At 29.3% G+C, this 13,710-nt stretch carries 15 protein-coding genes; all 15 read right to left on the reverse strand.

Annotated features, from left to right (window positions below; translation table 11 throughout):
- Positions 1 to 12: 12 nt before the first annotated feature.
- Positions 13 to 858 carry a dTDP-4-dehydrorhamnose reductase gene (gene rfbD, locus ASE40_RS00615; RefSeq protein ID WP_057114883.1) on the reverse strand — a complete coding sequence of 282 codons (846 nt, stop codon included), beginning with the start codon at positions 856 to 858 and terminating at the stop codon, positions 13 to 15.
- Positions 858 to 1,406: a dTDP-4-dehydrorhamnose 3,5-epimerase gene (gene rfbC / locus ASE40_RS00620; RefSeq protein WP_057114884.1), complete on the reverse strand. Its 549-nt coding sequence runs from the start codon at positions 1,404 to 1,406 to the stop codon at positions 858 to 860. The genes rfbD and rfbC overlap by 1 nt, the downstream gene beginning before the upstream one ends.
- Before the next feature lie 9 nt (positions 1,407 to 1,415).
- Positions 1,416 to 2,549, reverse strand: a complete 1,134-nt coding sequence (locus ASE40_RS00625) for a DegT/DnrJ/EryC1/StrS family aminotransferase (RefSeq protein ID WP_057114885.1) — start codon at positions 2,547 to 2,549, stop codon at positions 1,416 to 1,418.
- 2 nt (positions 2,550 to 2,551) lie between these two features.
- On the reverse strand, positions 2,552 to 2,971 hold the full coding sequence (locus ASE40_RS00630; RefSeq protein WP_057114886.1) for a WxcM-like domain-containing protein: 420 nt from the start codon (positions 2,969 to 2,971) through the stop codon (positions 2,552 to 2,554).
- Entirely contained in the window at positions 2,961 to 3,932 is a 972-nt protein-coding gene (locus ASE40_RS00635) for an MraY family glycosyltransferase (RefSeq protein WP_057114887.1), read from the reverse strand. Before ASE40_RS00635 ends, ASE40_RS00630 begins: the two co-directional genes overlap by 11 nt.
- Complete coding sequence (locus ASE40_RS00640; RefSeq protein ID WP_057114888.1) at positions 3,932 to 4,834, reverse strand: NAD-dependent epimerase/dehydratase family protein; 903 nt, start codon at positions 4,832 to 4,834, stop codon at positions 3,932 to 3,934. Before ASE40_RS00640 ends, ASE40_RS00635 begins: the two co-directional genes overlap by 1 nt.
- 4 nt (positions 4,835 to 4,838) lie before the next feature.
- Complete coding sequence (locus ASE40_RS00645; protein WP_057114889.1) at positions 4,839 to 5,876, reverse strand: hypothetical protein; 1,038 nt, start codon at positions 5,874 to 5,876, stop codon at positions 4,839 to 4,841.
- Entirely contained in the window at positions 5,876 to 7,027 is a 1,152-nt protein-coding gene (locus ASE40_RS00650) for an NAD-dependent epimerase/dehydratase family protein (RefSeq protein WP_241774303.1), read from the reverse strand. Before ASE40_RS00650 ends, ASE40_RS00645 begins: the two co-directional genes overlap by 1 nt.
- Positions 7,012 to 7,599, reverse strand: a complete 588-nt coding sequence (locus ASE40_RS22525) for a DapH/DapD/GlmU-related protein (RefSeq protein WP_057114890.1) — start codon at positions 7,597 to 7,599, stop codon at positions 7,012 to 7,014. Before ASE40_RS22525 ends, ASE40_RS00650 begins: the two co-directional genes overlap by 16 nt.
- The gene (locus ASE40_RS00660) at positions 7,596 to 8,678 is read right to left on the reverse strand and encodes a glycosyltransferase family 4 protein (RefSeq protein WP_057114891.1); all 1,083 of its coding nucleotides are present in this window, start codon (positions 8,676 to 8,678) and stop codon (positions 7,596 to 7,598) included. Before ASE40_RS00660 ends, ASE40_RS22525 begins: the two co-directional genes overlap by 4 nt.
- A 5-nt stretch (positions 8,679 to 8,683) precedes the next feature.
- Positions 8,684 to 9,769, reverse strand: coding sequence for a glycosyltransferase family 4 protein (locus ASE40_RS00665; RefSeq protein ID WP_057114892.1), 1,086 nt, complete (start codon positions 9,767 to 9,769; stop codon positions 8,684 to 8,686).
- A gap of 101 nt (positions 9,770 to 9,870) precedes the next feature.
- Positions 9,871 to 10,866, reverse strand: coding sequence for an EpsG family protein (locus ASE40_RS00670; RefSeq protein ID WP_057114893.1), 996 nt, complete (start codon positions 10,864 to 10,866; stop codon positions 9,871 to 9,873).
- Between the two features lie 119 nt (positions 10,867 to 10,985).
- Positions 10,986 to 11,972, reverse strand: coding sequence for a glycosyltransferase family 2 protein (locus tag ASE40_RS00675; protein WP_057114894.1), 987 nt, complete (start codon positions 11,970 to 11,972; stop codon positions 10,986 to 10,988).
- 13 nt (positions 11,973 to 11,985) lie between these two features.
- On the reverse strand, positions 11,986 to 13,077 hold the full coding sequence (locus ASE40_RS00680) for a glycoside hydrolase family 99-like domain-containing protein (RefSeq protein WP_057114895.1): 1,092 nt from the start codon (positions 13,075 to 13,077) through the stop codon (positions 11,986 to 11,988).
- Between the two features lie 2 nt (positions 13,078 to 13,079).
- Positions 13,080 to 13,697: a DapH/DapD/GlmU-related protein gene (locus tag ASE40_RS00685; RefSeq protein ID WP_082586722.1), complete on the reverse strand. Its 618-nt coding sequence runs from the start codon at positions 13,695 to 13,697 to the stop codon at positions 13,080 to 13,082.
- Positions 13,698 to 13,710: the final 13 nt, after the last annotated feature.

Consider the following 13,710-nt stretch of genomic DNA (forward strand, 5'->3'; position numbering starts at 1 on the left):
AATCTAAGATTTTTAAACAAACATTTTTTTTAAACTTTCCTTATAATTTGGAATATTTAAATTATAAATTGCTTTTATTTTTTCTTTATTCAACAATGAAAAGCTTGGCCTCTTTGCTGGAGTTGGGTACGATGCTGATGGAATTCCCCCTACTTTGCAATTATAACCTCCAAGTTCTTTTATACTTAGTGCAAATTCGTACCAGCTAATTTCTCCCTCATTCGAATAATTATAAACTCCAGGAATCCATTTTGAAGATTCAATGATATTGATCATTACTTGTGCTAAATCAGCGGCATAAGTCGGCGAACCAATTTGGTCATTTACAACATTAATTTCATCTCTTTCTTGCATTAATCGCTGCATCGTTTTTACAAAATTATTTCCAAACTTACTGTAAACCCAAGAAGTTCTAATAATAATTGAATCTGGATTTTCTTTTAAACAAGCGATTTCTCCTGCAAGTTTACTGTCTCCATATACATTTATCGGATTAGTCTGAGCGTCTTCAGTTAGTGCATTTGAAGACAAGCCATCAAATACATAATCAGTAGAGATATGAATTAGTTTTACATTATTTTTAAATGCGTATTTTGCAATTAATTCTACGGCGAAGTGATTTATTGTAAAAGCTAATTCCTTTTCAGTTTCAGCCTGATCAACTGCAGTATAGGCACCACAATTAAAAATAATATTGGGTTGAATTTCATCTAATTGAACTTTCAGCAACTCTAAATTATCTAGTGTAATATCTTTTCTATTAGCAAAAATCCATTCATATTCTAAATATGATTTTGATAAAAGGCCAAGTTCAGATCCTAACTGTCCATTTGCGCCGGTAACAAGAATTTTTTTCATTAAAATAAACTATTACAATTTTCGATAAAAGGAAGAATTTGATCTTTTTCTGAAACTATTGCTTCATCCAGATTCATTCCCCAATCAATATTCAAAGACGGGTCATCATATTTAATTCCACCTTCAGAAGCTTTATTATAAAATTGATCACATTTATACATTACTGAAGCTGTTTCACTAATCACAGAAAATCCATGAGCAAATCCTTGCGGCACTAATAATTGTTTTTTATTCTCTGCTGATAACAAAATGCTAAATGCTTTTCCGTAAGTAGGAGAATCTTTTCTCAAATCTACTGCAACATCAATAATTTCACCTTCTAGAACTCGTACTAATTTTGTTTGAGCAAAAGGGGGATTTTGATAATGTAATCCTCTTAAAGTTCCTTTTTTTGAAAAGGACTGATTATCCTGAACAAATTCAATATTAATACCTAAATCTTCAAATTTAGTTTTGCTGTATGATTCAAAAAAATAACCTCTTTCGTCTCCAAAAACAGTTGGTTCAACAACAACCAAATCTTTTATAAATGTTTCTTCAATTTTCATATTGTAATTTTATATTCCTCTAAAAAAGTTAATAATAACTTCTTTTATTCTGTTTTTATCTTTATCAGTTAAATTTGATCCTGATGGTAAACATAATCCTTTTTGAAATAATTTTTCGGCAATTTTACCCCCATAATATGGATATTTTTCAAAAAGAGGCTGTAAGTGCATTGGTTTCCATAATGGACGGCTTTCTATATTAGCTTCTTCAAAAGCAAGTCTCAAACTTTCTCTTTCTTCCTCTGTTTCTAATAATATTGTATTTAACCAATAATTAGAAAAAAAATCATCGCTTGGATTATTAAATAGCTGCACCTTTTTAATGTTTTTGAAAGTTTCTCTATAGAATAAATGATTATCTCGTCTAAAACGAATATTATCTTCTAAATTTTTAATTTGTCCAAGACCAATTGCTGCACAGATATTACTCATTCTATAGTTATATCCTACTTCACTATGTTGATAGTGTACAGCTGAATCTTTTGATTGGGTTGCATAGAAAATAGCTTTTTCTTTGAAACTTTTTGAACTCGAAATTAATGCTCCCCCACTTGAAGTAGTAATAATTTTATTTCCGTTAAAAGATAAAATCCCAAAAGTTCCAAAACTTCCACATTTTTTTCCCTTATAACTGCTCCCAAGAGCCTCGGCGCTATCTTCAATAATTGGTATTCCGTATTTATCAGCAATTGAATGGACTTCATCTATTCGATATGGCATCCCATATAAATGAACCGCTATTATTGCTTTTGGTTTTTTTCCTTTTTTTATTCGGTCTTTTATAGCGGTTTCTAGATATTCTGGACAAATATTCCAAGTCTCAACTTCGCTATCTACAAATATGGGACATGCATTCTGATATAAAATTGGATTTGCCGACGCCGAAAAAGTCATACTTTGGCAAATCACCTCATCGTCAGCTTTGACATCTAGCAAAATTAACGCTAAATGTATAGCAGATGTACCTGAATTTGATGCTGTAATAAAGTTTTCGTTATCAAAATAATTTCGAAGTTTATTTTCAAATTCATCTACATTTGGTCCGCCCGAAGTAATCCAGTTTGATTTTAGAGCTCTTTGGATATATTCTTGCTCATAACCACTTTGTTGAGATAGGGACAAAAAGATTCTCTTACTGTTCATTATTAATAAAACCAATAATCTGATGGGTAGCGAACATCGTCATCTTCTAGATGACTTAAAGGCAATGTAGAAAAAGACATTAATTTTGAATTTTCTTCTAAAGACTCTATCGCATTTGCATAACCAGCTGGTATGTGAACAATTTTGCTGTCAGATTCAGAAACCAAAATAGTTTCAATAGCCAAATCCCTTGAAGGATTTTCCCAATTGTCAATTTTTATAAAATGAATATTAAAAGAACCTGAAAGACAATAAAAATTTTTAGCATCCAATTTATGTCCTTGCCAAGCTCGAATAGGATTTTCTTGAGAATTACTTATAATATAAAATCGTTCAATATTTGTAAAACTAAAATCGTTGACATACGAGATACTTCCTCGATGATCTAAAAATTTTCCTCCTTGAATTATTTTAGGCTCCATGATTAAAACGCAAATTACTTTTGTTTAACAAATAAAATTTTGCAGAGTAAAATAACAATAAGGGTAAAATTACAATTAAGAATACTAGTGAATCTTGAACTTTTTGATAAAGAAAAATAACTAAAAAAGAAATTCCTGTCTGTATAATTGCATAAAGAAGCGAAACTAATCTGTGCTGTATTTTATATTCATTACTCAATACTTGATACATATGTAATCGATGAGCCTCAAAAATATTTTGTTTCAGGTAAAGTCTGTGCAAAATTGTACAGACAGCATCAACTCCATATACAGCTAAAAACAATAACCAAATAAGTGTTTCTGTGACAATAATTAGCTTTAAAACTAAATAAATTATCCAGAAAGCGATAGCAATACTCCCCACATCTCCTGCAAAACATTTTGCCTTTTTTCTATAATTAAAAAATAGAAAAACTAAACTGGCAAGCATAGCGTATTTTATAAATGTGTCATCTGTAAAAAGCTGAATTTTAACATTAACGTATGATAATGATCCCATTACCACTAAAGTATAAAGTCCAGTAATGCCGTTAATCCCATCCATAAAATTATAGGCGTTTATTAGTCCAATCGCTAAAATATATGTAAGTCCGACGCCCCAAAGCGGCAATAAATGAAACAAATTTAGGTCATAAAAAATCAATGTGATTGATAGAAAATGAATTGAGATTCTTATTTTATTAGATAGACTCTGTATATCATCCCAAAAACTAACCAAACTCACAAGGGTAATCCCTGTAAAGAAGAAATAATTGTTTTGAGCATGCTGCACGAAGTAAAGCAAAGCTACAAACCAAAAAATGATTCCACCTCCTCGTAAAGTCACTTCTGTATGTGAACTCCTTTGGTTAGGTTTATCAATTATATTAAAATGATCAGCTACTTTGAAATAAATTAACATGATGATCATTAGAATGCTCCCTAAAATTGTGTATTCCATTATACTTCTATAAAGCTTTTTATAGTTTTTTCTAATCCTTGTCTAGCTGTGTTTGGAAGTTTTTCAATTCCAATAGCTGATTTTATTTTTTTGTTTGAGACCCTGTAATTTTCAGTCAACTTTTGAATGGTTTCAGAATTCAATGGTAATTTTGTTAAATCTCCCACTTTAGCCACACTGTTTATAATCGCTTTTGGAATTTTAATCAATTTATCTTTTTTATCTAAAACGTATGATATTATTCTTACCACATCATTTGTAGATAAAAATTCGTCATCAGAAAAATTATAAACTCCAGAAGAAATTTCTTTATTTTCAAGAATTTCTTTAATCAAAAAGTTAAGATTATCAATACCTAAAAAAGATCTTTCGTTGTGAAAAGATGCTAAAGGATAAGGTATTCCTTTCTTTACTACATTAAAAAGCAAATTTAGATTTCCTTTATTCCCTGGGCCGTGTATCATACAAGGTCTAACAATAAAAACTCTTTTTCCATTCGGAATTTTTTTTGACAAAATGTACTTTTCAGCCTGTCTCTTTGACTCACCATATGGAGTCTGAGGTTCGCTATTTACCTCTTCAAATAATGTATCTGGAACTCGATCCGCAACAGCTTTCACACTGCTAAAATAAATAAATAATTGACTGTCACTTTCCAAAAAGATATCAAACAAATCTTTTGTTAGGTTTGTGTTTATCTCAAAATATTCTTCACTTGCACTTATATTCTTTGTATCGTGAGCTTTACCTGCCAAATGTATTATTGCATCACCCTTTAAACCGTTTTTCCAATTTGCATTTCTTAGTGATAAAGGCAAAACTTCAAATTTACGATTAGACAAATAATCTGAAAGATTCTGACCAACAAATCCAGAAGCACCAGTAATTAATATTTTATTCATACAATTATTTTAAATTTTCAATCCAAAAATTAGATTCATCTTGAAAAAAAATACAATTTAACCATCCTTCAATTGACATCTTTTCATAAATATCATCATTTATATTTTCATATTTTGATTCGAAAAAATCCTTTTCTATTTTGATATTTTCTCTATCAATAACAGCAATATTATTTGGATTGTAAAAACAATACTTTTTGACCTCTGAATTTGTTGTTATTATTTTTTTTCGTGCTCCTGTGGATTCAAATGTTCTCATTGTTAGACCTTTTTGACCAGGATGATTAATATCTAAAATAACATTTGAACTCTGGTAAAGTTCTAAGATTTGTTCTGTTCTTAAACTTTTAAAACTTAACTTTTTATAATCAAATTCTTTAAACGTTTTGTCAAAGAATTTTTTGTAAAAATACACTAATTTTCCATGCATGTAATAATAGCAAAATGACGTAAGGTTATTTTGAGCACACCAATCTACAATGTTCATACTAATTCTGTAGCGGTCTGAATGAGCTGTTCCTAAAAATAATAAATCATATTTTGATTTATTATTTTTAGGATTGTTAATATTTTTATAGACATCCAGAAAAAACAAAGGCCTAAAGTTTATATTATATTTTATAGCATCGTCTGAATCGAACGTAAATTTTCTATCAAAATAATGTAAGATACTTGTCGGATGTTTATGATTTGTAAAAGAGTCCCAGGTATAAAATATAAATTTGCAGTCCTTATGTTTTTTTTTAAATTCTTCTAAAAAAAATTTAGGAACCACTTCCCCTCTATTAACAAAAAGGAAATCATACTTTTTTTGTAACGTATTTTGAAGTATCTCTTTATAATACTGATCTATTTTGTGCTGATAAACACTTCTTTTAAATCTAATTATTCCTTTAGTAAAATTACTATTTGAAGGTCTTTCATCATAGTATTCTACATTTGCACCTAATTCTTCTAACTTCTTAACAATTTCTTTTTCAAGATTAAAAGTCTGAACTGAAAAAAATATAATATTCTTATTTTTAAGAGATTCTTTAATCATCACTTTAGTAAACCTTTCTTTTTCATTTCTTCTAATGAAATACTTAGTTTATCCTCTTGTATTTCTTGCTGTAACACCCATGCAGAAAATTTTTCAATGCCTTCTCTAAAAAAAACTTTTGGTTCAAATCCTAATAATGATTTGATTTTGGTTAAATCAGCAAAATTATGACGTATATCTCCTAATCTAAATTTTCCAGTCACAGTTACTGGAACATTAATATCGTATGCTTTAATCAATGAATGTGCAACCTCAAGAACATCTGTTGCAACACCAGTTCCTACGTTAAAAACATGTCCATTTGCTTCTTCTTTTTCAATTCCAAGGATTGTCGCATTTACCACATCGTCAATAAATACGAAATCTCGTGTTTCTTTTCCATCTTCAAAAATTTGAATTGGATTATTATTTCTAATTTGAGTCGAGAAAATAGATAAAATACCTGTATAGGGATTAGATAGTGATTGTCCAGGACCATATACATTTTGATATCTAAATCCTACAGGAGCTATATCTAGTGTAGGGCAAACAGTCATAATCATTTGCTCTTGATTTTGCTTTGTAATACCATAAACAGAAGAAGGGTGAATTTTTGATTCTTCGTCAGTAGCTAATAATTCAAGTACTTCATTATCTTTATATGTTAGTTCAAAATTTCCAGCCAACATATCTTCTTCTTTTCTATGCGAAGGATAAACAATTCCTAACTGAGGGTGTTTATATTTTCCTTCACCATAAATAGATCTTGAAGAAGCAATAACAATTTTTTCTATAGAATGTTTGTTATTTGCTAAAATATCTAACATAATTGCAGTACCCTGAATATTAACTTCTGTATATTTCTCAATACAATACATTGATTGCCCAGTTCCTGTCTCGGCAGCAAAATGAACTATTACATTTTGATTTTGAATAGCTTTTTCCCAATCACTTCTAGAGGTAACCGTTCCTTTAATAAATTTAACCTTATCCTTTATACTTTTATACAATGGTGATGTCAATTCAGGATTATCACCATGAATTTGTTTTGAAAGATTATCCAAAACTGTAATTGTGTATCCTTTTTCTATTAATTTAAGGGCAAGGTTTGTTCCAATAAATCCCGCTCCTCCTGTTATTAATATATTTTTCATTGTTATATTTTTTCCCATTTATTAATTTCAAAATTAAATTTCTTAATTGGTTTCGCAGGCGAACCTACTGCAATTACATAATTTGGTAAACTTTTGGAAACCACAGAATTTGCTCCTACAATTGTGCCTTTACCAATTGTAACTCCTGGCAAAACGGAAACAAATTCTCCAAGCCATACATTGTCTTCAATGCTTACCGGTTTAGAAAACAAAGATCTTTCTACTGGTGTCAAATCAGGGTGACTATCATTGTTGTCTCCTGAATAACTTCCATGTGAACAATCTGATATATATATTTTACTTGCCATAAGCACATTATTACCTATAGTAACATTTTTCATAGCAGTAATGTGCACATAATCATTCATTTGAACATTATCACCAATAAACAAAACCTTATTTTTAGTTTCAGGATAGGCTTCTACTCTACAACCAAAACCTGTTGTCAAGCCTTTTCCAAACTCTATAAAACCTTTGTTTCTAATATCAAATGGTAGACGTATCAATTTGGCGTTTCTAAAAAATAATTTAGTATAAATTAGTGATACTGCTAATTTTAAGAGCCCTAAAATTCCATATCTCCTAATCATAATAACTCTTTATAAAATTCTTTTGTCTCATCATAAGTTTTTTGCCAACTGAACTGATTTGCCTTTTCGAATCCCATCTCAATAGATTCTTCACGTAGATTATTGTCTAACGATAATTCCTTAATTCTTTCAGCCATTATAGTAGCATTTGACTCATTCAACGCTAAATACATATTTCCCATTACCTCAGGAATTGATGATATATTAATTGCTACAACAGGACAACCCGCTTTTTGTGCTTCTACTACCGGGATTCCAAACCCTTCATATAATGACGGATAAAGTAATAATTTAGCGTTATTATAATAATAATTCAAATGTTCAATGCTAACTCCTGTTATACATTTGAAGTTTTGATCTCCTAATTTCAAATTCAAATAAAAAATCTCATGATCATCTAAATCCCCTCCTCCAATCATTAGTAATGGAGTTTTTGTTAGAGAACAAGCCTCAACTGCTGTGTTAAAATTCTTATGGGATGATTTACGATCTCCTACATAAATTGCGTAACTTTTTTCTTCAAATGGGAGAATATTATTCATCTTAAAATTTGAGTCTAATGGTCTGAAAGTCTCATCAACTCCATTGTAAATTACACGAATTTTATTTGCATCAAAATTTGGCAAAAATTTAATCAAATCATTTTTTGTACTGTTTGAAATACAAATAATACCATTCGATCCATTTATGGCAATATACTTTTGCCAAGAATGTACCTTTTGCCTAATTCCTGTTCTATAATATTCATAAGTAAAATCATGAACAGTAGTTACATTTACTACATTTTTTCCTTTTTGTAACCTGTAATGAGATGAGTGAAACAAATGTTTATCAGTATTCTTACTTTCTAAATTAAGATATCTCTTCAAAGCTAAAAAACGAGAACTCTCAATTCTAATTAAATCTACATCAATCTGTAATTGTTTTCGAAATAGATTATTTATTGCTGTATCAAATTCAATAAAAGAACAATCAAAATCACTATCAACAAGCAATCTCTGTAAATGTTGCTGCCAAACAACAGAAGCGCCACCAGATTTTTGAAGCGAAAAAATAATATTATCAAGTAGTATTTTCATTATTACTATTTTACTAATTCCTCAAATAATGAAGTCCATTGTTTCATTATTATTTCTTCGGAAAATCTTTTAGAATTCTCTTTTGCAATTCTTCCGAATTCTTTTCGTAAAGAAATATTTTCAATTAAATCTGTTGTTTTTGCAATAAAACTTTCCTTATCTCCCATTTGGATTAAATAACCATCTTGCCCATCAGTAATAATTTCTTTTGGTCCGCATTTACAATCAAAAGATACGATTGGCAACCCATAGTTTTGAGCTTCCAACAGAACCATTGGCAAACCTTCAAATCTTGATGTCATTAGATATAAAGAACTATCTAAGTAACAATCACTTATTTTTGATGTTGATGGTACAAGCTTGATAACATCGTTTAATTTCATCTTATCAATCTTCCCAATCAGTTCTTTTGAATCTCCAGTACCTACAATAGTCAAACACCAATCTGGATATCTTTTTGATATTTGCTCCCAAAGTTCAATCAACAACTCTAAATTTTTTTGATAAGTTAGACGCCCAATTGCGAGTACTTTTTTATTATCTAATAACGACGTCGCATTATTATTACTATCTGTCACAGAATTATAAATTACTGAAATATTTTTATGCTTTTTCCAACTATGTTTATCTTCTAATGTTAGAACCACAAAACGATCATATTTAGTTACAATTTTATCGTTACGATTTGTCATGTATAAATCTAACAATCTTGTAATCCCTTTACGATTTGCTAAAAGTCTAAACTCTCTACTAAAATGAATTTCTAATACTTTTTTTGATCCGTCTTTAATGGCATACAGAAAGTTAACATCATTTGTAAACATCGACACAACAATGTCTGCCTTTATTTCAAACAAAATCTGTTTTAATTTTGCTTTATGAAATAGATATTTTTTAAATGACTTAAAAACTCTTACTAGTATATTTCCATCAGTAGTTTCAGAATAATTGATCCCTAAATCAATACATTTTACTTTTGAAGATATTTCATAAAAATGGGGTCTATTTCTTTGACCAGTAGTTATGATATAAACCTCATAATTTGGCAATTGAGACAAATAGTTAACTTTATTTGAAAGAACTCGTTCCATTCCTCCAGAATTACAAGTACTATGAATACAATATATTATTTTCAATTTTTTATTTCTTCTTTAATTTAGATTATTTATAACAATGAATTTGTTAAACAATATCACAAAATCTTTATCATTTTATAAGGTATTATTTCATTTATTCCTTTGACCAAAAAATATTCAAAAAATAAAAGTCCGATACCTACTGAAATAGTTGCAACACAAAATTGGAACCACGATTTTTTATAATTTCTACACATTTCTACTAATAATAAAACATATAAAAAATCAAAACTATCTACAAACCGATATAAAATTACCAAGTGAATGGCCATTATTTTTATAACTATTAAGAATAGCGCACTATTCCCAAAAAACTTTTGTGAAAAAGAATCATCAAAAATTTTCTCTTTGAAAAAAACAACAATTAATGATGGAAAAATTTGCAATAAAAAACCCATACCTGTTCCTAATTCCTGTGATGCTGAAAATTCATCCATATCTGCATAAACAGCATATTTCGAAGCTTCAACCAAAGGAAAGGTTAATAGTTTTCCAGCAATTACTGGCGAAAAAAACCAAAAGAAAATAAAAACAAGTATACCAACAGTTCGGGGTATCTTAATTTTTAAAAGTACCAAAATCAATAGACTAAAAATACAAGAAAAATGAAATAGTGCTCCTAAAGCAATTAAACTTAAAAAAATTTTTATTCCATTTTTATGTTTATTCAAGAGAAATGAAGTTGCATACATCGAAATAGCCACTGCTATAATCTGGCGTACAGCATTGTAAGAATCTGAATACAAAAGTATAAATGAAAAAAAGACTCCTAAAACTAGGGTGTTTCTAGAAAAACTTTTGTAAGTAAAAACTAAAAATATTGAAGACGAAATGGCTAATACCCAATTTACTCCACCATCAAATAAAGAAACTGTATAATTTATTACCCAAAAAAGTGGTTCTGTATCTATTTCATCTTTATAAGCTATTCTGTTATATATAATTTCATAACTAAAATAATCTGTTCCTATCCCATATCTGAGGGAAGCAGGAATAATCAAAACCAATATAGAAGTTATAATAAAAAAATTTCCAATAGTCTTATTTTCCATTATTACTCCTAGGTACGCAAATAATACTGAAAAAAACAATAAGAAATTATATAATATTATGGACTCGAACATCAATAACTATTTTTTATGAAGCATCCATTCTTTGCTTAACATACACTTCATTTTAAATATTTCAAAAATAAAAAGAATGTTGCTTTTACTACTTTATTTACAATTGAAGAAGACCTTGGTATATCTTTTAGTTTAAATTTTTTTGCATTCGATGAAACCTTTTTATCTTTTATCAATTCTTTAAAATCATAAAACTTTCCTTTTATTGATTTATTATACACTAAGGCATTTAAACATAATACGAAAGTCATATCAAACAAGCTCTTACTTAATCGATACTCTTGTTCACTTTTTAAAAAATCATTTTTAGACAAAATATCTTTTACATCATTATTCATCAAAAAATATTTTTGTGCTAAATCTTTTTTATACGATGTCATCGTACTGCCATATCTTATTACATAATGATAAAAAACTTTTGCTTCAAAGTAAAAAAAAGGATTTGACGCTAAAAAGACCATATTAAAAAGCTTATCTTCATATAAATACAAACGTTCGCTTTTAAATCTTAAATTTAGCTTTTCAATATATTGCCTTCTAAATATTTTATCACATGGCGAATTTGGAGAAAAAAAGGTAATTGAGGGATTTATTGATTCATTTATTAAGAACTCCTGACTAATTTTTTCTTTAGCTGGCATTTTTGGAACCCCTTTGCTACCGTCAGGGAAATCAAAAACAAGATTACAACAAACTAAATCATACTTTGCAGTTAATGTTTTTTCATAAAGAACCTGATACATGTCTTTTTCAATCCAATCGTCACAATCTACAAAAGCAACATACTCTCCTACGGCTACATCCAAGCCTTTATTTCTTGTTAATCCTTGCCCAATGTTTTTTTCATTTTTCCAAAGTTTAATGCGAGAATCACGTTCCGCATAACTTTTTAAAATTTCGCAAGAATTATCTGTAGAGCAATCATCTATACAAATTATCTCTACATCACTTAGTGTTTGATTTAGGACGCTATCTAAACATCTCTTTAAATAGCTTTCAGCATTAAAAACAGGGATAATAACTGAAATCTTCATTAGCTTCGCTTAATTATTTTTCAATTTGTTTTTTTAATACCTCAAGATACTTATGCCCCCATTTTAAATCTGGTTCCATATAATTACCTTCGGCCCATTCATTCCAAGATTTAATAAAAATGATTTTATTTTCGTATTCTTTATCACGAACTAAGTCTAAAGCCTCCTTTACATGTTTCTCAAACAAATCTGGCGTTGAGTTTGTCATTACTAAACCTTCACGTCCACTTCTGGGAGTGTGGTCCCAACCAGGAATAATACTAGGAAATACATTGTGAAGTTTATCCTCCTCAGGAACCAAAAAATATTTAGACATCATTTTGTAAGCTATTGCATAAGCAGCTGCATTTCCAAGGAAAATTCTTTTAATTCTGCTTAAAATCTTTTCAAAAATTGACCTATGGTTAATGATATAATTATTTAAACGCGTTGTATTTACAGCATCAACTCCAGTCGCTAAAATTTCTTCTAAATTATTTCTCAAATCATTATGGTGTCCAACAAAATATATCCCAGATAAATCATTCTCCGCTGCCAACCTCTTCCATGTTTCCATAAAAACCTTAATCTCTTCTGAGGCAAGAGGTTTATAGATCATAAACAATGGTTTTCCATTTACAGTAATATATCTTTTATCCTTAAGGGCAGGTAAAACTTCGTAAAAATGAGCTTCGTAATCTTGAATACCTGGATAAAGCTGTTCTATTAATATATTTCTATTTTTAAGACCATGATCAAAACCTTTCCAAGTTTCATTTGCCCAAGCCAAACAAAATGGAAAATCAGGCTCTCCAGAATTTAAAACCTCATTGAACGGGCGTTCAATCAATCTTTTTCCATTCCCAAACCAATAATGCCAGTAACAAAATCCTTCAATACCATATTCTTTTGCCATATCAGCTTGAGCTTTACGAGTTTCAGAAACTCGAAGATCATAATACCCTAAATCAGCAGGTATTCTAGGTTGATAATGTCCTCTGAATAAAGCCTTTGCTTTTCCCACATTAGTCCATTCCGTAAAACCTTTACCCCACCATTTATCATTTTCTGGAATGGGATGATATTGTGGCAAATATAACGCTATAACTCTTGCTTCTTTTTCCATCACTATAATTCTCTTATTACTCTGGCTGGATTTCCTCCAACAACACTATTTTTAGGTATTGATTTTGTAACAACTGCATTAGCTCCTACAACTGTGTTTTCGCCAATAGTTACTCCTGGTAAAACTACTACATTTTCGCCCAGCCAAACATTATCTTCAATAATAACGGGGCCTTTACTATATAATTTTCTTTTTGAGGGAGGTAGTAATATTGCTTCTTTTGTAATTTCTCCATGTGAATGATCACTGATATATACTTTACTCGCCAATAAAACATTGTCGCCTAAAATAATTTTATTTATCGCTCCAATATGACAATCTTTTTGTATTGAAACATTATTACCTATAATTATTTCCGGGCAAAACTTTTCTCCAAGAAAATTATCTATTGCATCTAAACGCAATCTTTGATCGCAATCAAAATTATTTCCAATTTTAATATACTCACCACCTGTAAGATACATTGGATATCTAATGTTTCCATTATTTGCATCTTTTAAGTTCTTTAAAATTCTGTTGGTATAAATTGAATTAAAAGCATTTTTAATTTTAGTTGAGAATTTTAATGGTAATAAAACTAAGCTAATATTGGCAATACCACTAATTATTATTTTTTTCATTTTAAAATCTAAA

This window comes from Flavobacterium sp. Root935 (genome assembly GCF_001429295.1).
GTDB lineage: Bacteria > Bacteroidota > Bacteroidia > Flavobacteriales > Flavobacteriaceae > Flavobacterium.